Here is a 24342-nt window from a genome sequence, read left to right as displayed (position 1 = left end):
AGCTGTACCGATGCGAATGGCGACGGCACCATCCTGGCCAGCGAATGTGAATTTCTTGATGAAGAGCTCTCGCTCCTCCTGAGCACCATGAACGCGGCATCCTTCAACTTCCTGACGGATAACTTGACTTCTGGTGTTCATACGATCGAAGTTCAGGCCAAAATTTTCAGCTCGACCACTTCACAGACCGGCAGCGCAGAAGCTCGCGGATTCATCGGCAAGGGCTCAGTGCTGTCGACCTCCGAGCGTCTCGCCCAATAAGGAGACTCGATCCTCCTTTATACCCCAATATCCCAGGCGCCAGGGTCTTATTCCGATCCGGGCGCTTCTTTTTTTTGGATGCACGAAAAAAGATACAGGGGGCAGACACCCGCGCCTGAGATCGCGGATGTCTGTCAGCTTTTTACAGGCTCAGGCATGCATATCAGCTGGAGCAGACTTTTTCCGCGACGCTGCAGGTGCTCGACCCTGCATATCCTGCTGCAGCTGCTCGGTGGCCTCATCATAGGCTTCCTGAAGTTCCATGCCGAGCGCCGATAATTTTTTATTGCCGAATTTTTTAGCAAGTTTAGGGAAGTATTCGCCTTCCTCCTCCTCGACGTGATGCTCGATCATTTCCTTCAGAACCGTGACGCGGGCCATGAAGACTTCATCATCCGCCTCTGTTTGCTTCAGCTTTTCGATAAGGTGGCGGACCACGCTGTGCTCTTCGTAAGCTTCCAGCGTCATGCCCTCATCCACTTCGCGGCCGGCTGGATAGAATATTTTTTCTTCGATCTGAGCATGGGCCTCGATGGCGACTGCCAATTTCTGCACCAGCTGAAGCCGGGTTTTCATGGCGCGCGACGAGGTATTTTCCAGCTCTTCAAAGAGCTCTTCGACTTCACGATGCTGATCCTGAAGAAGTTCAATCGCGTCGATACTGACTTCGGTTTCCTGATTTTTCTTCGAACGTGGCATGATCGTCCTCCTGATTTTGCAGATGTGCCGGCTGAGACAAAGCAATCGCTGTGCCATGGAACAGGAATGATCCATGCATACCAAAAACGAAAGGAGCGCCTCACGACACGAGGCAAGGGTAAAGACATGACACGACCCAGACTTATCGTGATTGGCGGATCAGCGGGAGCCATCCCGTCTGTGATGGAGATCATGCGCGGATTACCCGCGCATTTTCCTGTGCCCATCTGTGTCGTCATTCATTTTCATCCCGACGCGCGTAGCGTATTGCCTATGCTCCTGGAGTCCACAAGCGGCATTCCAGCCAAACATCCCCAGACTCAGGAATTCCTGATGCCGCGGCACATCTATGTCGCGCCACCCGATCACCACATGGTCATCCATAAAAACCGCATCCTTTTGCATCGCGGGCTACATGTGAATCGCTGCCGGCCAGCCATAGATCCCCTCTTTCGCTCAGCCGCCGCAGCCTTCGGACCCGCGGTGATCGGCGTTCTGCTGTCGGGATATCTGGATGACGGCACTGATGGACTCCTCGCGATCCGAAAAGAAGGTGGTCGCGTCATCATCCAGGACCCCGCCGATACGCCCTTTCATGACATGCCGCGGCATGCTTTGCAGCAGGTGCATCCCGACTTTCTGCTCTCTCACAAGGACATCGCGGCTGCTCTTCTGACTCTGAGCAAGGATCCAGCCCCAGCTATGACGACGGATCTTAAGCCGAGTCGCGAGGTCATAACGAGGCCTGAAACTTTTTCGTTTTGCGACATGCCGCAGCACGAATCTTATGCCTTTTCGCCCTACATTATTCCTGAGGGACAGGATAAGGCTTTGCATACCGCTCTTTGGAGTGCCGTTCGCGCTTTGGATGAAAAAATTGCGCTCACCCGCCGCCTCATGCAGAGGGCCGAGGAGTTGAATCAGACTCTGGCCGCCCACAAATATCAAAAGCAGATCGACAGCACGGAAGTGCATATCCAACTCATTCGACAGATTCTGGATCGCTGTCCACCTGTGCAACGCAAGGTTGGCGATCTGGATTGAAAAAGCAGTACCTCTCTTCGTAAGCGATGCTTACAATGGAGCCTTTCCCAGGTGCTGCATCCTAACAGTTCGACGCATGAGGACAGGATGGAATCTCAAGATCCGCAAGGCCCGCATTTGACCCCCAAGCCGCAATCCTACATCTGTCTCAGTTCGACCGCATCCAGCCTTGTCGTGCTGGAGCACATCCTGAGTCACATGCCGAGCGGCCGCGGATTGGTCGTCTTCCTGCTTCTATCCTGTGACGCATCGAGCGTTCCCCCTCGCGAAAGGCTTATGCAATTCCACACGAGCATGTCCATGCTGCCCGTGGACAAGGAGCTGCCGGTCGTGGCGGATCATGTTTATATCATACCGCCCGATCATGAGGTGCTCCTCCAGGGAAATACTTTGACACGGAATGCCGAGCGCCCGATGTCAGCCGATGCTTTTCTGCAGTCTCTGGCTGCAGATCAAAAAGAACGCAGCATCGCGGTGATTCTGGCCGGCACGGGTCAGGAAGCCTTGCAGGGGATGAAAAGGATCAAGGAGGAAGGCGGCCTTGTGATCGTACAGGAAGCCGAGCCGGAGGACCTTGAAACTGGCGGCGACCCCTTCAATGTGAAGATCGCCGACCTCGTCTCGCGTCCTCTCGAAATTCCCCAGCATATCCTCCACTGGATCAACAATCAGGGGAGGCTCGTGCCGGAAGCGGAGCCGGTGGTCATCTCGCATTCCACCAGCGTCGAACTGCAAAAGATCGTGAGCCTTCTGCGGGCGCACAGCGGTCATGACTTCACGCTCTATAAAAAAAATACTCTGCGGCGTCGCATTGAAAGGCGCATGATCGCCCAAAAGGTCGATTCCCTATCGAACTATATTCGACTGCTGGAAACGGAGAGCCTGGAGCGGGAAAGGCTGCTCAAGGAGATACTGATCGGTGTCACGAGCTTTTTTCGCGATCACGATGCCTTTGACGTTTTGAAAGACCTTGTCATCGCCCCACTGATCCAGAATGCGGCCCAGGAAGGCAGCCTTCGGATCTGGGTTCCCGGCTGCTCGACAGGCGAGGAGGTGTATTCGATCGCGATCTGCCTCATGGAGGCCTGCGAAGGTCTCGAAAACCCGGTGGATCTGCGGATCTTCGCCTCCGACATTGATAAGGACGCCATAGACATAGCCCGGGAAGGGCGCTATCCGAAGAGCATAGCCAGCGAAGTTTCCGCCGAGCGCCTGAAGAACTTTTTTTATGAAGGCGTGCATGAATACAAGGTCAAACCCGAGATCAAGGAACGGATCATCTTTGCCGTGCACAATGTCGTGCGCGATCCGCCCTTTTCCAAGGTGGATTTTATCAGCTGCCGCAATCTCATGATCTATCTGGAACCCGTCCTGCAGCAAAAGCTCCTGCGCATCTTTCATTATGCGTTGAATCCTTCCGGTTTCCTCTTCCTCGGCAGTTCGGAAACCACCGGCGACGCGAGCGGCCTTTTCACGCCGCTGGATAAAAAGTGGAAGTTCTTTGAAAGGAAGAGCACCGGCTCGACCTCGCGGGCTGCTGATATCGAAGCGCGATCCATGTCGCGACCTTTGCCAACCGAACGCGCGCGGGCGGACCTGAGCCTGCAAAGGCGGCCCTCGATCCGGGACCTGAGCCAGGGTTTTCTGATGACGTCCTATGTCCCGCCGAGTCTCATCTGTGATAGCGCGGGCGACATACTTTTCGTCCACGGCCGCATGTCGGATTTTTTGGAAACGGCCCAGGGCGAAGCGCATATGAACATCTTCACCATGGCCCGCGACGAAATCAAACTGGAACTCAGCCGCTGCTTTCAAAGAGTCGTCAGCCATCAGGAACCGGTGCGTTTCAAGGATGTGAAGGTCAAGCGCCCGCACGATCTCCTGAGCGTGGATATCGTGGCCCGTCCGGTCACCGAAAGTTCCTTTCAGCAAAGACTCATCATGGTCAGCTTCGAGGCGACGCATGTCGAACCCCTGACGGCCGAGAATGTGATCCAGCTCGATCAGAGGCGCATCGACGAGCACACCCAGAATCTGGAACGCGAGCTTCTTTTCACCCGTGAACATATGCAGGCGCTGGTCGAGCAGCTGGAAACTTCGAATGAAGAACTGAAGTCGATGAACGAGGAACTCCAGAGTTCGAACGAAGAGCTGCAAAGTTCCAATGAAGAGCTGGAAACGGCCAAGGAGGAACTGCAGGCGGTCAACGAGGAGCTGGTGACCCTAAACACCGAGCTGCAGATCAAGATCGAGGAGCTTTCGACCGCGAACAATGACCTGGATAATTTTCTGTCGAGTTCCAGCATCGCGACGATCTTTCTGAACCGCTACCTTTTGATCACCCGCTATTCGCGTTCGGCCACCAGGATATTCAATCTGATCCCTTCGGACATTGGCCGCTCTTTGGGTGATTTCGCCACGCAGATGAAGTACGACAGAGTGCTGCAGGATGCCGAGGAAGTCCTGCATATTCTGGCTCCGATTGAACGCATTGTGGAGCTGAAGGACAATCGCACTTTATTCATGCGTATTACACCCTATAAAACAGCCGAAAATGTCATCGACGGCGTTGTGATCGGCTTTTCCGATATCACAGAGCAGAATAGACTGGAGACCCGGGCCGCCATGTACCGCGCCATCTGCGAGAAAATCCCCAGCGGGCTTCTTGTTTACGATCGAAACAAAAAAGTGGTATTCGCCAATCTGGAATTCTGCACGCATCTGAACATGAGGCCAGCTGACGTTCATACCTCGACTCTCAACGAACTGGTCATTCACGGAATCCCACAGCATGAGAATCGCAGCTGGACCGGAAAAATCCGCTTGCAAGGGCGCCTGGAGCATGCGATCACTGCCGATGTAAGCATCTCGGAAGTCAATTTTTTGCAGGCGATGCCCCACTATCTTTTGATCGTTCACAAAGTTGAGTCACATGCATGAATCGTAAAGAAGCTCACCACAGCAAGCTGGTCGGCATGATGGATATGAAGCGTTTGATCCATGAGCTGCAAACGCAGAGGATCGAACTTGAGCTGCAGAACGAAGAGCTGCGGCACGCAGAATATCGACTCAAACAGGCGGCGAAGCGCTACGGCGACCTTTACGACTTCGCGCCGGTGGGGTACCTGACCATGACCCGCGACGCTGTGATCCGCGAGATCAATCTGAAGGGAGCCGCGAGCCTGCAAAAGGATCGCATTCAGCTGATCGGCTCGGTCTTCTACGACTTCATTTATGATGGCTATCGGGAAATCTTCCAAAGGCATCTTCAGGATGTGATTGGCAAAAGTGAAAAGCAGACCTGCAAACTGCGCCTGATGACCCAGAGCAGCGAGCCTTTTTATGGGCAGATCGAGAGCGTGGCCTGGCACGAGGATGAAACGGGCGAGGTGCTGGTTCGCAGCATTCTGAGCGACATCACCAGCCAAACGCGCATTGAAGGCGAGTTGATTCACGCCAAGGAAAAGGCCGAGCAGGCGAGCCTCGCCAAAAGCCAATTCCTGGCGAACATGAGCCATGAGATGCGGACGCCTCTGGCCGTGATCCTTGGCTATAGCGAGCTGGCCCTCGCTGAAAAGGAAAGGGATCCTTCCCTGAGTCATCCACTGCGGGCGATCAAACGCAACGGCGAGCATCTTCTGCAGCTGATCGACGATATCCTCGATATTTCACGGGTGGAAGCCGGACAGATGGTGATCGCCCTGGCTCCCAGTCAGCCGGAAATCGAAGTGAGGCAGCTGGTCGACAGCATGCAGCCCAAGGCCGAGGCCAAGGGCCTTTCGCTCAATCTGATCTGGAAGAAAAATATTCCCCCGACCATCCTCACCGACACCACGCGCCTGCGGCAGATCCTTTTGAATATCCTAAGCAACGCCATCAAATTTACCGAACGCGGCGGCATCACGATCGAGGCTTCCGCAGTGCCCGGCCCGGATGCCGAGACGCCCTGGCTTTTGCAGTTCGATGTTCAGGATTCCGGCTGCGGCATTCCCGCTTCGTCTTATTTTTCCCTCTTCAAGCCCTTTTCCCAGGCGGATGCGTCCGATGCGCGGAAGTTTGGAGGCATAGGTCTTGGGCTCTATCTTTCGCGGCGTCTGGCCCAGGCTCTGGGTGGAGATGTGAGTCTTTTGGAAAGCGAAGTCGGAAGCGGCAGTACCTTTCGCGTCTGCATCAATATGCGCGCTGTCGGCGATGGACTCGTCCTCGCGACGCAGCCCAAGTCTCCCCGGCTTGAACACAGCGAGCTGCAGGGCGTCAGCGTGCTTTTGGTCGAAGACAGCCCTGATGTTCAGCTTATGGTCCGCAGCATGCTTGAGCTTGCGGGTGGCACTGTGTTCTGTGCCAATGATGGGGTTCACGCGATATCCCTGGCTCTGGAAAAATCCATCGACCTTATCCTTATGGATCTGCAGCTGCCTCTTCTTGATGGGTATAAGGCAACTCTGGAGCTGCGCAGACTGCACTTCGCCAAACCCATTCTCGCACTCACGGCCCATGCCTTTCATGAGGAGCGGCATCGGGTGCTTCACTCCTCAGAATTTGACGGCTTTCTCACCAAACCCATCGGCTTTAAACCGCTGGTCGACACCGTGAAAAAATGGGCGCACCAGGAACGGGACCTCAGGAAGAGCCGGGTGCAGGAGCTTCATTGACGCATCGTCTTTGTCGTTTTATTACAAGGACACTTCATCGAAAATTATTAACCTTTCCTGCTGAAATTAACCTTAAGCGTTAGAATTTCTAACCATCATGGAAAACAAATTTTCCAATCTGATGTAATTTTACGACAAGACTGGCAATAAATATTCACACTTTCTGTCTACTCCGGGACGTCGACTAACCTCTCTTGGAGATGACATGAAACGCTCTTTGTGCGCCTTACTGGCCTTGACAGGTGTGGCACAGGCGGAGGAGACCCGGAATTCCGGCTTCTTTCAACCCGCGCAACGCCATGCGGCTTCGTATGATTCCATTCGTCCTCAGTCCCTTGCGGCCTCTCTCAGCATTCATCACCTTTATCTGACAGAAGATAATACGGCGGACCGTCGTGAAGCGGACGAAGAGCGTTATGATCTGCGGGTCGCAAGCAAGCTCCTGACCATGGGTGCGTGGTCGCTCGGTTTGAATCTGGAAAGCACCAATGTAAACGTCAGCGCGCCTATTCAAAAGCGGAGCGATGTTCGTCTCTATGGCCTGAATCCCTGGGTCAGCTTTCAGCTTTCGCCCCTCGTGACCTTCGCTTATCAACAAAATTTGACCATCATCAACCAGGAAGACGAGTCGTTCGACGGTGACGTCGATCGCAGCTCCCGTCATGTGCGTCAGGGCGTTGCCAGCGTCGCCTTTCATCCGGAAGCCGGCACCGAGCTGGGTCTTTCGATCGCGGATGGCTATAAAAAGGCCATCAATGGCGTCGACATTCAGAAAGCGGATCGTTACTCCGTCTTCGGCAGCACGCGCAATCTTCTGCCGGCGCTGGTCGGATTTGAAGTGGCCGTTCTGAATTTCCATGCGGTCGATACGGATCTTCATGATGCTTATAGCCTTGAACTCTTCTCCGAAGTTCCCATCGGATCCGCGTTCACCCTCGACAGCGCCATCGGCTATCAAACAGCGGCCTTTCATAAGGCCAGCACACTGAATGCCGAGACGGCGGCGCACGGCAGTCTGGAAGTCGGTGGACGCTATCAGCTGAGCGAGAGCCTGAACCTGGGCGCGGCCCTGGCTGTGGATACGGCCGTGGGCGAGAAGGACGGGACCTATGTGGATCAGAAGGATTGGTCCCTTCAACTCCAAACGCAACTTGCGCTTTAATAGAAGGATTCATCCATGAAATACTCGCAACTCCTCGTTCATGCCCTGCTCATCGGCAACATCGCCGGGGGCTGCTCCTGGATTCACAAAAAAGGCGAGCGCACGTCCAAAGATGCGCCGCTGCCTCCTGTCTGCGATGCCGAGACAGACCCTGACTGCAGCCCTAAACCGCCGCAGGAAACGTCGTTTGCGCTCGGTGAAACCGTGCCGGACAGCAAAGGCATCAAGACCAGCATCGGCAAAAAAGATGATATCAATGGATCCGGTCAGGTCGTGGCCCCAGGCGTCAATGAAGTGAAGACGCTCTATGGTGCTGACCGCGCCATCGATTGGTCGGGACTTGATTTTATTCAGAAGCAGAAAACGGCGTCTGAATCCAAGGATGAAGAAACCATACTTCAGGCCTTCAATATGTCCTATAACTATATTTATGAGCAGCTGGACGAACTGAAGGATGCTGGATATTCCATCATTCAGATCTCGCCCCCCCAAAAAACTCTGAATCAGTACGGCATCTGGTGGGAACTCTATCAGCCGCTCGATCACCGCGTCTTCGAAAACAAACTGGGTACCGAAGAGGAACTGCGGAAGCTCGTGAAAGGCGCTCATGACCGCGGGCTGCGCGTGATTGCCGACGTGGTCCTGAACCACATGGCCGATCCTCTGCGCGTCGCGCCTCAGGATCCTTTGCGCTATAGCAACCTTTACCAGCCCGAAGACTTTTTGAACTATGACATCTTCCTGGACCATGTGCGTTATAAGTTCGAAGTCCTGGCCGGCGATGTGAATGAGATCGAATATTTCTATTCACCGGATCGCGCGCTTTATAAAAAGTTCACAGCCTTTTTGAAGGAACGGGGACAGAGCAGCCAGGACGTTCTGAGAGATCAGGACAGTCGCATGGTTTATGAAACGGCTTTCGTCCGTAAGGTGATGCCGTGGATGTATTCCGACCTGGAACGCCTGACCCGCGATCAGGGCGTGACCATCAGCTGGAAAGGGGACTACCCCAGCTGTACCCAGTTCGGCCAGGCGGTGGACTGCGCAAGCAACAGCAGCTTCAAAAGCACCTTCACCTCGCTCTTTGGCAAGGGCGCGCTCATCGTACGTTCCTACTACTATGAGCTGACGGCCGACAAGCATCCCATCTATCAAAATGAATGGGACAGCCTCGAAAAAGTCGCCGTGAAGTGGTACCCCGGCCTTCCCTCGCTCGATAAACGCAGCAGCGTGGTGCAGGGAACCCATGTGGACCTTCTGGAAAAAATGGTGCGCCTCGGCATCGATGGTTTCCGTCTGGATGCTGTGAAGCACATTCCCCAGGAGTATTTCTCGGGTCTCGTCACACAGCTGAAAGATCGCCTGCAGGGTGAAGACCTTGTTGTCGATGGCGTGAATGTTCTGCAAAAGCCGCTCTATGTTTACGGTGAAATGGCTACCAGCAAAGCGGATATTGCCAACCTCTACCGTCAGAACATGGATGTGACGGACTTCTTCCTGCTCGACACCTACATGTATACGACAGTCTTTGATGAAAGCTTCGATCTTTATGGTCGCGGTGAGGAAAACCTGCAAAAGCTCCGCCGCAGCGCTCTGGAAAAATCCCTGAAAGCCGGTAACAACAAAAACTGGCAGGTGGCTCTTTATCCGGAAGGCGCAAGCAAGGCGGAATCCTCCTTCACGCTGAATGACTTCAGCGCTGAACGCTTCCATAAGAACCTGAAGCAGGCGATTCGCTTCTCTCGTATTCACGACTCTGTGGTCGGCGATATGTTCATCATCAAGAACTATCAGCAGGCGATGCTGGGTCATGCCTATATGCTGACCGCGACCGATGGCCGTGTTCTGGTCTACGGTTCGGATGAGAATGTAAAAGTGAACGCAGGTGCGGATTATAAGGAAAAAGTCGTACTGGCCGCCAACCGTTTCCGTCAGGAAGCCGGTCGTCTGCCTTATTCCGATCGCTTCCAGGGCAAGGATTTCTGTGACAACTGCGAGCGGAATGATCTTCTCTTCGTCGATCGCGGTGATCAGGCTCTGGCGATTCTTTATTCCGGCGAAGAGGCTCTGGCTCTTAAGAACCTGAAATTCCCCAGCCTGAAAGCCGGCTGCTATGTGGAACTGATGAGCGGCCGCCGCTTCGAAGTGAAGGCGGATCAGTCCGTGCTGCGTCCCCGTTCATCGACCGAACCGACCCTGCCGGGCCGCTCGGCTGCCTTTATTCTGCCCGCCGCGTGCGAAGACAAGGAAGTTTTGGCTGATATCAGTTTCACCCGCGAAACCGGAAAAACAGCCCAGGCTGAATTGCCGGAATACCCGGTTTACCTGATGGGCAGCTTCAACTCCTGGTCGGTGGATGCCGCCTACGAACTGGAGCCTTTGGATGATTCCTGCCTGGGTGCCACCGTCGCGATGCGCGCAGGTCAAAAAATCTTCAAGTTTGCCGACGCGGGCTGGAAAAAACTCGATATCGGCAGCCGTGATGGCAACGCTCTGGTATGGAACCAGGAAACACGCACGCTCAACAAATTCGGTGAGCTGAACGAAACACCTGGAAACCTCGTGCTCGAACTGAGTGAAGATCAGAACGTCACGATCAAACTTTGCCAGCCCACCACCACCTTTCCGAAATTGACAGTCACAGCGGCTGCGAAATAATCAAGGTCCCCTTGCCTCTCCGGCAAGGGGCGCCCCGCGTCCCGCTTCTGCATAATTTTTCGTGTCACGAATTTCCTTCAAAAAATTTTCCATGAATGTGATTGCACTCTGCTTAGACTTCATCTATCGAAGCCGGATGAATTTGGTCGTAAAATGCACACAGAAGGGTCCAGCATGGAAAGTTTTGTAAACGTTGTCAGCTTTCCCTCGTTAATTGCACGTCTCTCTGATAAAAGCTTTCTCGAATCTGACGGGGATTCCTGTCAATTCATTTATGAGAATGAATATGTAGCGGTGGGCAATCTGGTGCGCACGCAGCAGCTCCGTTCGTCTAAGGCGCTGAATCTTTCCGTCGAGGAGCGGGAGTTTGAACTCCTGGTCGTGTCCTCGGCCATGCACGCCGGAGTCACAGGTTCCATCAATCTGGCCTGTGGTTTTCCCGATCTCACGTTTGAACAGAACATGAAACTCGCCGCGACCTATAACGGTCGCCAGCTGTCCTGGGAAGAACCCGCCGGTCGCAAAAGCATCTCGATCAAACGCGTCGTGTCCTTCCGTGAGTCCATCGGACATGCGGTGGGTATCAAGCATGAACTGTCGATTCCTGGCAAGCTGCTCACCATATCCATCGGCTACGGCACGGTGGAATCCGTTCTTCTGCGGGAAGACGGGCAGCCGATCAAGAACTCGATTCACTCGATGAAGACCGGCATCCGGCATGCGGTCAAGGAATTCAGACGGCGTCTGCTCAACGATTACGCCATACGGGAACCGGATTCGGCGGCGGGCAATGATCAGATTTACGATGAGTGGCTCTATCGTTCCTATCATGAGGCCAAGGTTCCGAATCTGAACAGCAACAAGGGAATTATTCCCAGTTCCGAGCTGAAGGATATTGCCGATCAGGTGCTGGAACAGTACGCGAATGAAACTTTAAAGCCACACGTTCGCTCGCTGCTCGATTCACTCGAAACGGATGACCTCCGCATTGCTGTCACGGGTGGCGGTTCGATTTACTCGCCGATTCAGGATATCGCCAAAAAGTTTGCGGACCACCATAACGTATCTTTCGTCTATGTGCCGCGGGAACTGGCGATGAAATCAGCCGCTCTGGGTTACCGCAAGATCATCGAATTGGCGGCTGATCCCGGAACCTATCTGATCGCAGACTTTGGCAACTCCAATACGGTGTGCACTTCTCTGGCGAAAGGAACCATGCATTGAGCAAAAAGACCATCAGCATATCCCTGTCGACCGAAAATCCTCTGGAGTCCAGGATAGCCCAGGCGATTGAAGAAAGACGGCACATTCAGATCGCGGATGTGCTCTACGTGGCTGGGCCTGATTTGCTCAAGGCTCTGGCCATCAAAGGCCTTGTCATGATAGAACGGGAGTTCCCGCATCAGTTTGATACGCTGAGGCCGGACGATATGGAAAAACCGACGCTGATCAAGAAAAAACCTTTTGTTCATGAGCGTTCGGATAAAAGCGCACTCGATCTTTGGGGTGGGGCCACAACCTGAATCCCACCCGCGCGCTGGGGAGCAGATCCCCAGCCCTCCCACTCAGGAGTTTCATCATGCGGGTCCAGAACAACACACACAGCATACTCTTCGGTTATTTGCTTTGGATTTTCGGCTTCACCGGCGCCCATCGCTTTTACTACGGCAAACAAATCACGGGCACGATCTGGTTTTTTACGCTGGGGCTCCTGGGGGTCGGCTGGCTCATTGACGTCTTTCTGATCCCCTCGATGGATCGACAGGCGGATCGGAAGTATCAGGAAGGTCCGCTGGATTACAATATCATGTGGCTGCTCTTGACCTTCCTCGGCGTCTTCGGCGTTCATCGTTTTGTCATGGGCAAATGGATCTCGGGTTTTCTCTATCTGATTTCGGGCGGCCTGTTTTTGGTCGGCGTGCTTTATGATTTTTTCACGCTGAATGGGCAAATTGACGAGATCAATCGGCAACGTTATCTCCCGACGCGACATCCCCAATATCCTTGATTTCATGTATGATGGAACTGAAATGTTTCATCATACCATGGACGAGGTTGGCTTTGGCAAAACTCAAGGAAGGCTGGGTTTCCCAGCTGGAGACTTTGATTAAAGGTCGGGAAAACAGGGACGAATGGGTGGACGATTCGGTATCGGCCGGGACCAGCGTGGATACCGTGCATATTCAAACAGCCCAGGGGCTCGTGACCTTCAAGGTCCGTGCGGATACATCCTGCAAGGCCGTGGCTGATCTTCTACGGGCTTTCAATGAGCCCGGCTGCAAGCTGGAAGTTGTTCGCGGTCCTCGCGGTGGATTGCGACTTGGTGTGAATGGCAAATTCGATCCAAAATTGAACCTTCTCGTCAAAAAATGACAGTCTCAAGGTTTCGTGGGTGTCCGGGCCCTATGTCCGGGCCGCCGCGCAAACCAGGAAATGCGTTTTGTCGCAAATGGCAAACGCCTTGCATCGACTTCTCCTATATCAAAGGGCCGGCTGCCACATTAAGACACAGCTGCCCCCGCGGTTATAAACTTTATAACTGTACCGGAGAAGCCCCATGAAACATCTGCTTCTGCTGTCCTGCCTGATCGGGTGCGCCTCCACCCCAACCGAAACCATGACGATCCATGAGTACCGACCCGCGACGCAAGCGAAGGAGCCGACCATCTATATGTTTTCGACGGATGAATGCGAACCCTGTCGCGAGGCCAAACCTGTGGTGGAGCGCGAGGCGCGGCTGCGGGGCGATCGGGTGGTCATTGTCAAAGCCGATGACCTGCGGCTGATGAGACGCATGGGTTACAGTTCGCTTCCAGTCTTCCGCTTCGCCAAACCGGGCGGACCCGATCTTGTGCTGAAAGGCTGGGATAAAAAACGCTTCGTCAAAGCGTACCAACACTTTGATGACAGCGTTGTGAAGCGTTGATCCACTCTCCGAACTTTGCCGAACTCAGCAGGAGCCCGGCTTTCGTTCCTGTTTGTAGAAAAACTACATAAACCACGTCATAATAGTCACAAATACCGCAAAATATGTAATAAAACAACATTGACCTTCCCTGGGGCTCCCGGTATAGCCAAGTGGACTTCGCAATAATCCACTAGCCCTTTGAGGAAGACTCGCATGACAACACACAAGCTCTCGCCCGTTTTGCTTCTGACCTGCCTGGCTGTCGGATCTCTGGCTCACGCTACGGAAGCCGATCGCATCGCGCCCACCACTCTGCGTTTTGCAGCGAACGGCAGTGCTGTGACGGAAGGCGTTGTGCTGTCGGGACAAAACCTGACGATCGAATACGATCCCATCCGACTTTCTCAATGCCGCGGAAAAAACAGCAGCGGCGTGGAAGACTGGACTGTCCAGGCTTTCCTTGCCATCGACGGCGAAGCTCCCTTGGCCCTTGATCTGATCGAAGGCCGCGGCACGCAGTTTCCTTATACTGCTCCTGCCAATGTCCTGATTCCCGATGGCAAGCGTCTGGAAGTGTGGTTCAAGGCTTCGGATGTGAATGGCTGCGTGCAGTGGGATTCCAATCAGAATCAAAATTATTCCTATACGATCCATCGCCTTGACGATATTCCCAACCTGACCTTCACCGGCCGCTGGAATGTCCTGCAGAATGGTAATCTGAAAGCCGGACAACCCGTTCGTCTGCACTATGACCTCGACCGCGCCACCACCTGCCGCACCGGCGGTTACCATGGTTCCGCTTCGTGGGATGTGACGCCGAAACTTTTTGTGGATGGCAAGCCTGTGCCCGCTCAGACCATCACCTACCCCATCTACTGGAGCCGCCGCGGACAGCAGGATGTCCTCGTAACTTTGCCTGAAGGCAAGGAACTGACCCTTTGGTTTGAAAACAGCGGCTATGAGTATTACGCAGGACGCTCCTGCATGGCTTACGATTCCGACTTCGGCAAAAACTTTCATTTCACCCTGAATTGATTTCTATTCAGCGAGGAAAGACTCATGCTTAAGAAAATTCTCTTCTCTCTTATACTCAGCCAGTCGTTGATCAGCGCCTGCGGCCGTCAGCAGGATTCGGCCTCCACCCTTCAGGAAGCGCCCCGCAGCAGCGCGAGCGTCAGCCGTCTGGGTGATGGCCTTTGGATGCGCGTACCGCCGTCCAGCCGTTTTCAGCCGCCTTCTTATTCTTTCTGGATTGACCTTGCTGTCAGCAAGGGCTCAGGCTCATTCACCGAAGCCGGTGTCGTCTGGACCGTCGATGATTGGAAGACGAGTCAAACCGCAAAGGCCGTCTATGAAGGCAGCCTGGATGCGGGTCGTGAAAAATGGGGCGTGGATGTGAATCTTCCTGCCCAGCATGTGAATACGGTTGAATATGCCGCCTATATCAAGGTCAACGGTCAGACCATCTGGGACGTGCAGAACAATCATCTGATCGGCAACTTCGCGAACCGCGACATTTTCCTGACCCGCACCGGAACCAAAGAGGATGCCAGCGGCTTTTGGTTTGAAGGCGGCCTGAAGGTCAAAAACATTGCGCCCGAAAAGCAAATCATCGTTCAATTTCAAAGGGACCAGGGAACTGTGGAACGCGTCGCGGCCCGTTATGTCAGCGGCAACGACTGGACCTTCCGCATTCCTCTGACACCGCCCCGCTCGACTGAACTGCGCTTCAAACTTGAATATGTGGTCGCGGGCAAAACTCTGGTCGATGATAATGATGGTCGTCTTTATACCTACCAGATCGGTCCCCGCCCCTATCGTCAGAACGGTAATAGCCCACGCCTGGCCGGTTATGAAATCATCGCCTTCGCCGATTCGAATATTCACGAATGGAAAAAGTTCACTGCCACAATCAATGGCAAGCCCGTGACCACCCAGGGACTGTCCGTCTTCATAGATACCGCGCTACTGTACCCGGAAACTTCCGTGCAGCTGAAAATCGAGGCCGAAGACGTTAAAGGCTTCCGCACCGAGCAGGTCTATCCCTTCGAAGTGTCCTATCAGGTGAAAGCCCTCGGTTCGTTTGGAACGCAGGAATTCCGCTGGCCGCGCCAGTTGAATATTCAAAACGACGTACTTTTCATTGCTGACTATCAGGAAGCCGCCCTCTTCAAATATAGCAGCGCGGAGCAGAAGCTCGACAGGCAGGCCATCAGCCGTCCCCTGCAGGATATCGCCCCGTATGGTAGCGGCAACACGGCAACCCTGTCGGGTCTCGAAAATCCAACGCTTGATCTTTATAATGCTGCAGGCGAACTGGTCCAGTCGCAGCGCATCCCGGCCGACATGATCGAACTTCCTGTGCAGCTTGAGGCCAGCAGCACTTCGCTCTATGTCCTTTCCTATTATGAAAACTCGATTGCCGTCTTTGATCACAATGGTCAGTATCAAAGAAAATTCACCCTGCCTTACACCGTCAAAGGCTTTAGGGTCAGCGGCCAAGAGATCTGGGTGCTGGCTTATGATAATCAGGGCTTTGAGAGCAGCAATCAGTATTTCGAAGTGCTCGATCTGGAAGGTCACAGCCTCAGAAAGCTGAACTTCATTCAGCAAACTGCCAAAGATGAATTCGGTTATGCGCAGGATTTTGCGGTCAGTGAGGATTACATCGTGATTCTGCAGAACTATCAGTTCGTCGTGCTGGATCGCAAGACAGGCCGCTATCTGACCAAGTGGACCGGCATCACACCCCGGTATGCTGATGAGTCGTCACAGCAGGTGGAAGGAGCCATCAGCTCCACCGCGATGAGCGTGGCGATTCAGGGCAATACTCTCTATGTGGCGGATTTCGGCTATCACCGCGTCAGCCGCTTTGAATTGAGCCTTTAAAGGCTGCGGGCGTTGGCGCGATCCAACGCCCTATCCCTTGCGGACCGAATGCTTCATTGCGAATACTGATCCGAGCCTGCAACTTTCACCAGCTTATTATAAAGGCCAAGAATAAGGAGCGTGGGAGCCCACTGGCCAATGAAATTACTGGTCTGTTTGCGGCCGCGGAGCTGGAAGATGGCCGACGCTGCGATCGAACCCACAGCGGCCCAAAGGAAAAGGTCCGAAGGCAAACGGGCGGTTTGCTCTTCAATCGTTTTTGCAATAGGGCCTTCGCTATGATCGTGTTCCTGACCCAGGATGTTTTTAGCTGAAAGTGTCATTATTTCCTCTCTTTCCGTGAAAGCAGTCAAACACAACGCGCTAACCCTGGTGCAATAATTCTGCCAGGCAGCTGACCGCTGTCGGTCGCACCTATAACCCAAGCTGCCCAGGGTATTTTTCTCAGGCGCTGCTGGACGCCGCTATCACCTATGCACCGTATGAAGCGCAACGTGATCAGGCATCACGACTCCTGGCCAGGGTCGGTTGCAAGCCAGGTATTCGAGCTTTGGGACCAGGGCTTGGGAAGGCGGAGATCCAGGCGGTGGAGGTGGCAGCACGCGGCAGCTCTATCATGAGTCATCTGGAGTTTGCCATCCGGATCCTTCCGCAGGATGGAACGGTGTGGAGGGCTGGCGCCATTGGTGAAGCACCGGCCTTTCAGGACCTGACTCTATCGCGCAAGGCGCACGAAAACGATTACAGTCCTGCGGAATAGGAATTAAAATTCCTGCCGCATCATCTGCAGGACTTTCATGAACTCTTCGGGCGACTCCACCTTCGGTTTGCCGGCCAGCTGCACGATCAGGGCCTCCACGCGTTGGCGCAGGGCTGGCTTGAAGGTGGAAAGATTTTTGTAAGCCATATACCAGCTGCCGAAGATCGGCTGAGCCCCACGCTTTTCAAAGACCCGCTTGATCTCCACATGCCGGGGATCGCGGCCGATCTTTTCCATCAATGCCTCCACCGTCGGGGCGGGACCTTCCAAAAGCTGCAGAAAATAGCCTGAATTATAGACGAGCATGCCCGACAGTCCCCGGGCCTTGTTGCTTTTTTGCGAGTGGTCGATCAGTTGAAAAAGCTCGTCCTCTTCGAAGGGTTCCGTGGCACGGCTGATGTATGCAAGCTGCAGAAATGCTGGATCCAAAGCGGGGCTCCTTCTGTGATAGTTGCTGGAGAATAATTCTAACATAAAATGGCTGTTTTCGCCGAAATCAGAATTCGACTGGTGCACGCACCCTTGGGACCCGCCTATAGTAAAGCCGACATGTTCCCAACATGGAGGATCTCTTATGAAGTCACTATCAGAACAGAACAAACGACTGGCCCTGGCCAGCGAGCTGGCCGACATCGAATGGCGCCAACGAGCGGTTGTGCAATGGAATAGCATGCTGCGCGGTCTCCTTCCCAATATCAAAGAGGGTGAGGAGATCATGAAAAAAATCGCAGACGAGGACGAGAGAAATCTCCGCATGCTTGAAACCGTGATGACCAGCTTCGGCGTCCGCGTCGAACCCAAAGTGTTCACCAAAGGGTTCACGGACCTTGTATCCCAGCGCATGGCGGACTCTGGCGCCCAGGTCGTGGAAAAGCTGGGGGCCTATGCCCTTGTGAAGCAAAATCAGGCGATGTGCTGCACCCTTGCGCATAAGATTGCGCAGGTTTCCAAACTTGATGTAAAAGAGGCTATGGGGCTTTTCGCGGGTGTGGAAAGCTCCATGATGAAACAGGTGAGCCAGGTCCAAGGCCTTGTGGAAAAGGCCAATGTCATGCTCATGACCGGGGAACTGCCGCCGAGCGGCGTGGCCGGCACGGTGCGCGATGCGGTCGTGAGCGTCGCCGGCGCGGTGATCAATACGGTCGGCAAGCCTGGGGATGAAATGAGCGTTCTGAATATCCTGAAAATGGATCATCTGAAGGTCAGGACTCTTTTCAACGAGATTGAAAAAGCGGCTGTGCCTTTGGACAAGAACGATCTTTTCTATCAGCTGCGCCTGGACCTCCTCGCGCATTCCGAGGCTGAAGAGCAGGTCGTCTACCGCCGCTGCCAGCAGTTCACCGAGGTGAAGGAGCTGTTTGATGAATCCTGGAGCGAGCATGATGAAATGCGCAGCGTCATGGATATCCTAAGCAATATCGATGCGGGCAGCCAGATGTTTACGGATCGCATGAAGGATCTTCAGTCCATCGTGCAGGAGCATGTGGACAAGGAAGAGGATGAGATCTTCAAGGTGATTCGTTCGAAAGTGAGCGAAGACGAACTGGTTCGCATGGCTCAGGATTTCATCACACGAAAAGCCCATATTCAAAGGGCATTGAGTCCGCATATTGTGTCGGGTATGGCTCCCAGGGGGCCTGAGGTTCCACCGCCCGCCATGATGTGAAGACGGGAAAGGATCAGAACGTTTGGATCTTGTGACCAGGGCCCGGGAGTTTGCGCAGAAGGCTCATCGGCAAAAGGATCATCGGCGTAAATACTCGGGCGAACCCTATGAAGTTCATCTCATCGCTGTCGCGGCCATCGTTGCGAGCGTCACCCAGGACGAGCGCACCATAGCCGCGGCTTATCTTCATGATGTGGTCGAGGACACCGATGTGACTCTGGACGAGGTGGAAGCCGCCTTCGGTCCTGATGTCGCCGAACTCGTGGAAAACCTCACCGATATTTCCCGACCCTCGGATGGGAATCGGGCCCAGAGGAAAGCTTTGGATCGCGAGCATCTGGCCCGGGCGAGGCCGGAAGCCATGACGGTGAAGCTCGCGGATATCATTCATAACGCAAGGGACATTGCGCAGCATGATAGAGGCTTCGGCCGGGTTTATATTCGCGAGGCCGAGGCGCTTCTTAAAGTTTTGAAGGACGGTGATCCTGTCCTTTACCAAAGGGCGCACGAGACGCTGCGTGAGGCGCTAGCGTTATGCGAGGATTCCTGATGCAGACATCGGGCTCGCCGGTCTCGTTCATAAAAAATTCCAAAGGCAGAAGATAAAGGTTGCGATGGTAGTCCGCAGTATTGGGAGGAATGGCTCCGGTATAGGAGCCCTCCGGTTTTATGGATTTGTCCACGGCATGGAAGAGAAGATGCCAGCCGCCGTCGTTATCCTGCACGAAGCTGCCGCGACCGGCCCAGGACAATCCGTGGGCTTTTTTAATGTCTCTGAGATAGCGCTTCCAGCGTCCTGTATCCGAGTCTGTGATCAGGCGGTAAGGTCCAATCGCGGATCCTTCCCGAACCGCCATGATCACATCATAGTCATCACCCGCGAAGTTTCCGCTGCTTCCTGTCAGGAAAAAAAATTCCCGCCCGGGGGCTTCATCAAGATGAATTCCGCCCGCGTCCACCTGGGTGGGGCGGAAGCCTTCGAGGAGTTGGGTGTAGTTCAAAAGCGGTCCGCGGCAGGCGTCAGGTGACATTGTTCCATCAGGGCTTTCCACGGAGACGAGGCGAACACTTCCGGCTTCTGCATGAAGTGGCGTCAGCATGCGGCGCGCGAAGATTTCTGTGATCTCGACGTGTTTACCCTGAATAAGAGCCCGCCGTGAGACCTCTTCATGGATCATCCAGAGTTCACCGCCCTCGATTTTGAAGTTGGGCCCATAGGCGTGACCCAGATAATTTCCAGGAAGGGATGGCAACAGTCCAAAGCCTATATAATCGCTGGTTTTGGCGTTGGCAGGGATCGGGTTGAAGACAGGCTCGGCGATGATTTCGAGCCGTCCGTCCTCGCGTTCCACCATCGCATGAATGCGGCGGCGCCAGTTATCAGCAGGGAAATCGCCAAGGGTGCCGTCCGGGTTCAGGGCGACCCCGCCGTAGTATATATCGCTGGCCGCCTTAATCTTCTGCTCGTGATAGAAGGTATCGAGCTGTGGAAAACAGGCTTTGAGATGATGATAGCTGAGGCGCAGAGCATCCCAGATCGCTTCCCTTCCCTCCAGTCTTTGACCGTTGGTCAGGTAAACCTCGCGGGTCATTCTTGCAAAGGATCCAGCTGCCAGGAGAGTCTTCAAATCGGGATAGCGAAGAAATGTGAGGCCCGAACCCTCCACCTGGGTTCCATAAATCATGGCGGCGCCTGTCGCGCCTTCGACAAAGACCACGGGATCAGCCGGTGTTCGGTCAGGGAATTGAGTTTGTCCGGGCCGCAGATGACGGCCAGTGAGTTGAAGAAGTTCGAAGGGCTTGTCCATGGTTCGCAGCTCCGCTTGGATGTCTAGCGGTTTCCCACCATAACACGCCTGGGTCTTCAATGGAATGAACGATCGCTCCTGCACTGGTGAGATTGCCTAATCGAAAAAAAGTTCAGGCAAAGATCGGGTGCTGTGTTAAGGTCGCCCGGAAAAAGGGAGTGATGCCATGCCTTTTCTCTATGATCAGTTTCCGGCCTTCTATCAGACCATGCTCCCCGATATCATGGTCCAGACTGTTCCGCGTGAATCCAAAGCCCATTGCGCCAACTGCAGTATGACGCTCAGAGATCCGGCCCTTGGCAGCGCGCAGAAGCATCTGTTCCGCAGTGATACCAAATGCTGCACCTATCATCCGCGGCTGGTGAATTATCTGGTCGGCGGCTTATTGCAGGATGAACGCCCTGCTTTGCGCGAAGGGCAGCGGCGCATGCGTGAGCGTCTCGCGTCCCGCATTGGTGTAACGCCCTGGTGGGTTTCCTCGTCGCAGCTTGATCAGCACATCTATAGTCATGCGAAGGCTTCGTTTGGAAAGTCTGCGCGTCTCCGCTGCCCCTATTATGCGGCCGAGGAAGGATCGTGCACGATATGGGCCTATCGCGAAGCCGTGTGCTCGACCTGGTACTGCAAATACGAGGCGGGCAAGGATGGGCTTAATTTTTGGGTATCGCTCAAGGGCTATATGAACCTTGTGGAAAAACAGCTGTCCAAATATGCGATGCTGCAACTGGATGAGGCTTATATCCTCGATGATGGGCTGGTCACCTTCTATAATCAGGAGGACCTGACCCAGGAGCATCTGGATGAAGAGCCGCCGTCGCCCGCGTTCTATGAAAGGCTTTGGCGGCAGTATGCAGGTCGTGAAGAGGAATTCTATCGGGATTGCTATGCGATCGTTTCCAGTCTGACAGCGGATGAAATTCAGAAGATCCTGGGTTTGGATGGGCAGATCAAGCGTCGCGATGTTTTGCGAAAACTGGAGAGTTCCCGGAGTGAGGAACTGCCGGATCGTTTGATACTGAATCCGCAGGTCACCGTTCGCTGGCTGGACACAGGCGAGGTCGCCTTGTCCGCCTACAGTGAATACGATGCGCTGGCCCTGCCGGGGATGGTGTATCCCCTGCTGGTGGCCTTCGATGGAAGGCAAAGCACAGCCGAAACGCGCAAGAAGATCCAGAAGGAACTGCAGGCCGACCTTGCTGACGAGGTTCTGCTGACGCTTTATCGGTATCGAATACTGGAGCAGGCTTAGTTCAACCGCATTCAACCGCTCAGTGAAATCGCCTGCTTTCTCGGTTGCACGGGATATGAACCCTGTTGCAAACAGCGGCGGCCCTTGCTTATTTTGAAGCTTGGAAGGATTCCGGGCGGGCGCTTGATGGCGTTCCATGGAAAGTTTAGATTCTTTACAGTGGGCTCCGCTGGGCAAGATTTGCGGGGCCTGCTCTTTCCTTACGATGTGACCTGGAAGTTTCGGCGCACACTCACTTTTTATTGACAGCAGCCCCAGCGAGGCCTAGTGAAGGGATAACAATCCCTGGCGACGAGGCTTTCATGCGTTATCTTATTCTTACCCTTTTGGCTCTATCCACGCTTCTGGAGGCGAAGCCTCAGGATTTTACGGCTTTTGGTCCGCGTCTGGGTGCGGATTATCGCTTGGATATGAGTGCCTTTCTGCCTGCGGATCGCCTGAGTTTGCAGGAGCTGCAGGCACGCGTGGCGGAACTGCGGTCTTATGAAGAGTTTTTGGATTTTCTCGCAGCGCGGCGGCCGTCTTTATTTGAAAGTCCGGTGTTTATTCATGACAGCGGGAGTCTTCAGTATGCGGATCGTGAGCACCCGCGGGTGATTCTGTTTGGTGACGGGCTGATGCTCGCGTTTGCTGAAGATCCGGGAAGGGACGAGCGGACGGTTGAGGTGATTGCGTTTAATGGGAAGGCATTTGAGTTTGCGGAATTGAAGTTTACTCCGGCTGAAGCGAGCTTTCAAAAGGACCCAGGGAATTGTCAGAGCTGCCATGGGGTCAATGGAAAACCTCTTTGGGATCCTTATGACTTCTGGCCGAATGCTTATGGAAGTGCGATTGCGCGGTTTAAGACCGATGCCGAGAAGAAGGCCTATGATGCGGTGCGCCTGAATCCAGCGAAAAAAGGCATTTATGCCAGGTTGAATTTTCCCATGCCGCCTGCGAATAACAATACCGGGATGGATGGGATCGAAGCGTTTACACAGTACGTTACGCAGCTGCAGATTTTTGCGAGCCTTCAGCGCTGGCAGACGGAGGCTTCATTTCGGCCGATGGTGCCGGCTCTGCTTGCGGTTTTGAATCAGTGTGCGGCTTATGAGAATGACAAGGACGCGGCGCGGCAACTGGCGACGTTTTTTCCTCCTGCTTGGAAGGCTGTGATTGAGACCGGCTTTCCCGCCTGGCATCAGAAAGTGAAGGAGGAGAGGAAGCGGTTCATCGCTTACCAGGCGGCACGGTATCAGAAACTTTTTCCCAAGGGAAAGACCCTGTTTCCTATAGATCATGAGCGGCTGGCGGGTGAAACTTTAACAACAGCGCAGTTCTTGTTTGTTTTGGAACTGGCGGGCGTGAATACCCGGGATTTTGCGATGAGTCAGGGGTTGAATCCCTATATGCTGTCGGTGCCGAGCAATCTTGATTTTGATCTGGGAACCGACTTTACTCTGATCGCTCAGGATCTTTTTCAGAAGCTTAAGCCAGCCTTGTCGAATGGCGGAGGGTACGGATATACCTGGGCGGTTTTCGACTGCCGAAAACTCCAGGATGAGAGCCTGCTGCAGCTCCAGAATGTGAAGACCACAACGCCGTCTCTCACAAAATTCCAGCCCGCGCCGACAGTGTTTGGGGAGTGCATGGGTTGTCATAGTCTGGAAGCCAGCAAACGTGGAATTCCGGAGATCCCGTTTGATCGGACCGGGGCTTTTCGGGATTATTTAAAGGCGGATGATAATGCAGGCCTGAACAAAATCCTGGAGCGGATAGGGAAAACCGGGGCGGGACAGATGCCGCCCTATCGGACTTTGACAACAAATCAAAAGGAACAGCTCAAGAGCAACTTGAAAAGGATGGCAGAATAAGGCTTAGGCGCTCTCGCTGATGTTTCCCCTGGGGATATAGGCCTTTTCCTTGCTGCTTTTAATCGCCTTGATGATGATGTCACGGCAAGGCGGCTCAAGGTACAGAAATTCCAATCCAACCCCTGGCAAGAGCCTGGCATGGTTCGCACCACGCGTCCATAGGATCTTGCCGATCCCTTCCAAGGACAAGTTCTGAGCTTTTACGCTGAAACTTACCAACTTGCCCCTGGCAAAATCATGCGCAGTACAGGCAATGAAGATTCCTCCACGACCAAGACTGAATTTCCCTAATGGGGAACGCTCGTCGACTTGAATATGGCCGGATAGATTCAAATCATCAGCCAAAGGTTTGCTCCAACGCTCCGATAGAGGAGTACGCAGCCTATGGACTGCCTCAATGAGATCGCTGCATGGAAACGGCTTGCCAAAGAATGCCTGCGCCCCTAAATCATAGGCCTCCCAAAGCGGGATGCTGGCAAAGCCACTCATGAGCACCATTATGGCTTCCAATTTGCTTTCACTGAGAGTTCGCAAAAGCTGAACCCCGTTCACTTCGGGCATGCAGACATCAGAAATGATCACATCAAAAGATTCCGCCTTGATCCTTCTTAGGGCTGTCTCCCCATCATGAACGCTGACGACCTGCCATTTCAATTCTTCAAGCGCTTCTCGCAGAACGTTCGCAATTTCGATTTCGTCGTCGATAACCAAAACCTTCAACTGCGACATTGCT

General features: G+C 54.0%; 23 protein-coding genes. 18 read left to right on the top strand and 5 right to left on the bottom strand.

Annotated elements, in window-relative coordinates; genetic code table 11:
- Positions 1-261 (top strand): hypothetical protein (locus VFO10_RS22545; RefSeq protein ID WP_325144244.1); only part of this gene is annotated, 261 nt, incomplete at its 5' end.
- 150 nt (positions 262-411) lie between these two features.
- Here VFO10_RS22545 and VFO10_RS22540 read toward each other — a convergent pair.
- Positions 412-960, bottom strand: a complete 549-nt coding sequence (locus VFO10_RS22540) for a hemerythrin domain-containing protein (protein WP_325144243.1) — start codon at positions 958-960, stop codon at positions 412-414.
- Positions 961-1086: 126 nt separating this feature from the next.
- Between VFO10_RS22540 and VFO10_RS22535 the strand changes: the two genes are divergently transcribed.
- The 12 genes from VFO10_RS22535 (at position 1087) to VFO10_RS22480 (ending at position 16273) form a co-directional block, all read left to right on the top strand.
- On the top strand, positions 1087-2004 hold the full coding sequence (locus VFO10_RS22535) for a chemotaxis protein CheB (protein WP_325144242.1): 918 nt from the start codon (positions 1087-1089) through the stop codon (positions 2002-2004).
- Positions 2005-2091: 87 nt separating this feature from the next.
- Positions 2092-4944, top strand: a complete 2853-nt coding sequence (locus VFO10_RS22530; protein ID WP_325144241.1) for a CheR family methyltransferase — start codon at positions 2092-2094, stop codon at positions 4942-4944.
- Complete coding sequence (locus tag VFO10_RS22525) at positions 4941-6656, top strand: ATP-binding protein (RefSeq protein ID WP_325144240.1); 1716 nt, start codon at positions 4941-4943, stop codon at positions 6654-6656. Before VFO10_RS22530 ends, VFO10_RS22525 begins: the two co-directional genes overlap by 4 nt.
- A 205-nt stretch (positions 6657-6861) precedes the next feature.
- Positions 6862-7818 carry a hypothetical protein gene (locus tag VFO10_RS22520; RefSeq protein WP_325144239.1) on the top strand — a complete coding sequence of 319 codons (957 nt, stop codon included), beginning with the start codon at positions 6862-6864 and terminating at the stop codon, positions 7816-7818.
- A gap of 15 nt (positions 7819-7833) precedes the next feature.
- A complete protein-coding gene (locus tag VFO10_RS22515) occupies positions 7834-10476 on the top strand; it encodes an alpha-amylase family glycosyl hydrolase (protein ID WP_325144238.1) in 2643 nt (880 codons plus the stop codon).
- A 174-nt stretch (positions 10477-10650) separates the two neighbouring features.
- Positions 10651-11700 (top strand): hypothetical protein, encoded by a 1050-nt coding sequence (locus VFO10_RS22510; protein WP_325144237.1) that lies wholly within the window; start codon positions 10651-10653, stop codon positions 11698-11700.
- Positions 11697-11999 carry a hypothetical protein gene (locus VFO10_RS22505; RefSeq protein ID WP_325144236.1) on the top strand — a complete coding sequence of 101 codons (303 nt, stop codon included), beginning with the start codon at positions 11697-11699 and terminating at the stop codon, positions 11997-11999. Before VFO10_RS22510 ends, VFO10_RS22505 begins: the two co-directional genes overlap by 4 nt.
- Positions 12000-12055: 56 nt before the next feature.
- The gene (locus tag VFO10_RS22500; RefSeq protein ID WP_325144235.1) at positions 12056-12484 is read left to right on the top strand and encodes a TM2 domain-containing protein; all 429 of its coding nucleotides are present in this window, start codon (positions 12056-12058) and stop codon (positions 12482-12484) included.
- Positions 12485-12537: 53 nt separating this feature from the next.
- Complete coding sequence (locus VFO10_RS22495; RefSeq protein WP_325144234.1) at positions 12538-12849, top strand: hypothetical protein; 312 nt, start codon at positions 12538-12540, stop codon at positions 12847-12849.
- Positions 12850-13033: 184 nt separating this feature from the next.
- The gene (locus tag VFO10_RS22490) at positions 13034-13402 is read left to right on the top strand and encodes a thioredoxin family protein (RefSeq protein WP_325144233.1); all 369 of its coding nucleotides are present in this window, start codon (positions 13034-13036) and stop codon (positions 13400-13402) included.
- A gap of 195 nt (positions 13403-13597) precedes the next feature.
- Positions 13598-14419 (top strand): DUF6209 family protein, encoded by an 822-nt coding sequence (locus tag VFO10_RS22485; RefSeq protein WP_325144232.1) that lies wholly within the window; start codon positions 13598-13600, stop codon positions 14417-14419.
- Between the two features lie 24 nt (positions 14420-14443).
- Positions 14444-16273 (top strand): hypothetical protein, encoded by a 1830-nt coding sequence (locus VFO10_RS22480; protein WP_325144231.1) that lies wholly within the window; start codon positions 14444-14446, stop codon positions 16271-16273.
- Positions 16274-16326: 53 nt separating this feature from the next.
- Here VFO10_RS22480 and VFO10_RS22475 read toward each other — a convergent pair whose 3' ends face one another.
- Positions 16327-16596, bottom strand: coding sequence for a hypothetical protein (locus VFO10_RS22475; protein ID WP_325144230.1), 270 nt, complete (start codon positions 16594-16596; stop codon positions 16327-16329).
- Between the two features lie 293 nt (positions 16597-16889).
- On the opposite strand from VFO10_RS22475, the gene VFO10_RS22470 reads away from it, so the two are divergent.
- A complete protein-coding gene (locus VFO10_RS22470) occupies positions 16890-17033 on the top strand; it encodes a hypothetical protein (protein ID WP_325144229.1) in 144 nt (47 codons plus the stop codon).
- 3 nt (positions 17034-17036) lie between these two features.
- Here VFO10_RS22470 and VFO10_RS22465 read toward each other — a convergent pair whose 3' ends face one another.
- Positions 17037-17462, bottom strand: coding sequence for a BLUF domain-containing protein (locus VFO10_RS22465; RefSeq protein ID WP_325144228.1), 426 nt, complete (start codon positions 17460-17462; stop codon positions 17037-17039).
- Between the two features lie 145 nt (positions 17463-17607).
- Here VFO10_RS22465 and VFO10_RS22460 point away from each other — a divergent pair, with 145 nt between their 5' ends.
- Both VFO10_RS22460 and VFO10_RS22455 read left to right on the top strand, forming a co-directional pair.
- Entirely contained in the window at positions 17608-18699 is a 1092-nt protein-coding gene (locus VFO10_RS22460; protein WP_325144227.1) for a hemerythrin domain-containing protein, read from the top strand.
- Between the two features lie 31 nt (positions 18700-18730).
- A complete protein-coding gene (locus VFO10_RS22455) occupies positions 18731-19249 on the top strand; it encodes an HD domain-containing protein (protein WP_325144245.1) in 519 nt (172 codons plus the stop codon).
- Here the strand turns inward: VFO10_RS22455 and VFO10_RS22450 are convergent.
- A complete protein-coding gene (locus VFO10_RS22450) occupies positions 19161-20507 on the bottom strand; it encodes a hypothetical protein (protein WP_325144226.1) in 1347 nt (448 codons plus the stop codon). The genes VFO10_RS22455 and VFO10_RS22450 overlap by 89 nt on opposite strands.
- Positions 20508-20673: 166 nt before the next feature.
- On the opposite strand from VFO10_RS22450, the gene VFO10_RS22445 reads away from it, so the two are divergent.
- The gene (locus tag VFO10_RS22445) at positions 20674-21756 is read left to right on the top strand and encodes a hypothetical protein (protein ID WP_325144225.1); all 1083 of its coding nucleotides are present in this window, start codon (positions 20674-20676) and stop codon (positions 21754-21756) included.
- Positions 21757-22058: 302 nt separating this feature from the next.
- Positions 22059-23609: a hypothetical protein gene (locus VFO10_RS22440; RefSeq protein WP_325144224.1), complete on the top strand. Its 1551-nt coding sequence runs from the start codon at positions 22059-22061 to the stop codon at positions 23607-23609.
- Positions 23610-23612: 3 nt separating this feature from the next.
- Here VFO10_RS22440 and VFO10_RS22435 read toward each other — a convergent pair whose 3' ends face one another.
- Entirely contained in the window at positions 23613-24338 is a 726-nt protein-coding gene (locus VFO10_RS22435; protein WP_325144223.1) for a response regulator, read from the bottom strand.
- Between the last annotated feature and the right edge of the window lie 4 nt (positions 24339-24342).

The organism is Oligoflexus sp., from assembly GCF_035712445.1.
GTDB lineage: Bacteria > Bdellovibrionota_B > Oligoflexia > Oligoflexales > Oligoflexaceae > Oligoflexus.
This window is presented reverse-complemented; position numbering and strand designations above follow the sequence as displayed.

What these genes read in the sequence shown, in the direction of transcription:
- VFO10_RS22540 (WP_325144243.1), bottom strand. Translation starts at nt 960, where the DNA reads ATGCCACGTTCGAAGAAAAATCAGGAAACCGAAGTCAGTATCGACGCG.
- VFO10_RS22535 (WP_325144242.1), top strand. Translation starts at nt 1,087, where the DNA reads ATGACACGACCCAGACTTATCGTGATTGGCGGATCAGCGGGAGCCATC.
- VFO10_RS22530 (WP_325144241.1), top strand. Translation starts at nt 2,092, where the DNA reads ATGGAATCTCAAGATCCGCAAGGCCCGCATTTGACCCCCAAGCCGCAA.
- VFO10_RS22525 (WP_325144240.1), top strand. Translation starts at nt 4,941, where the DNA reads ATGAATCGTAAAGAAGCTCACCACAGCAAGCTGGTCGGCATGATGGAT.
- VFO10_RS22520 (WP_325144239.1), top strand. Translation starts at nt 6,862, where the DNA reads ATGAAACGCTCTTTGTGCGCCTTACTGGCCTTGACAGGTGTGGCACAG.
- VFO10_RS22515 (WP_325144238.1), top strand. Translation starts at nt 7,834, where the DNA reads ATGAAATACTCGCAACTCCTCGTTCATGCCCTGCTCATCGGCAACATC.
- VFO10_RS22510 (WP_325144237.1), top strand. Translation starts at nt 10,651, where the DNA reads ATGGAAAGTTTTGTAAACGTTGTCAGCTTTCCCTCGTTAATTGCACGT.
- VFO10_RS22500 (WP_325144235.1), top strand. Translation starts at nt 12,056, where the DNA reads ATGCGGGTCCAGAACAACACACACAGCATACTCTTCGGTTATTTGCTT.
- VFO10_RS22490 (WP_325144233.1), top strand. Translation starts at nt 13,034, where the DNA reads ATGAAACATCTGCTTCTGCTGTCCTGCCTGATCGGGTGCGCCTCCACC.
- VFO10_RS22485 (WP_325144232.1), top strand. Translation starts at nt 13,598, where the DNA reads ATGACAACACACAAGCTCTCGCCCGTTTTGCTTCTGACCTGCCTGGCT.
- VFO10_RS22480 (WP_325144231.1), top strand. Translation starts at nt 14,444, where the DNA reads ATGCTTAAGAAAATTCTCTTCTCTCTTATACTCAGCCAGTCGTTGATC.
- VFO10_RS22475 (WP_325144230.1), bottom strand. Translation starts at nt 16,596, where the DNA reads ATGACACTTTCAGCTAAAAACATCCTGGGTCAGGAACACGATCATAGC.
- VFO10_RS22470 (WP_325144229.1), top strand. Translation starts at nt 16,890, where the DNA reads ATGAGTCATCTGGAGTTTGCCATCCGGATCCTTCCGCAGGATGGAACG.
- VFO10_RS22460 (WP_325144227.1), top strand. Translation starts at nt 17,608, where the DNA reads ATGAAGTCACTATCAGAACAGAACAAACGACTGGCCCTGGCCAGCGAG.
- VFO10_RS22450 (WP_325144226.1), bottom strand. Translation starts at nt 20,507, where the DNA reads ATGGACAAGCCCTTCGAACTTCTTCAACTCACTGGCCGTCATCTGCGG.
- VFO10_RS22445 (WP_325144225.1), top strand. Translation starts at nt 20,674, where the DNA reads ATGCCTTTTCTCTATGATCAGTTTCCGGCCTTCTATCAGACCATGCTC.
- VFO10_RS22440 (WP_325144224.1), top strand. Translation starts at nt 22,059, where the DNA reads ATGCGTTATCTTATTCTTACCCTTTTGGCTCTATCCACGCTTCTGGAG.
- VFO10_RS22435 (WP_325144223.1), bottom strand. Translation starts at nt 24,338, where the DNA reads ATGTCGCAGTTGAAGGTTTTGGTTATCGACGACGAAATCGAAATTGCG.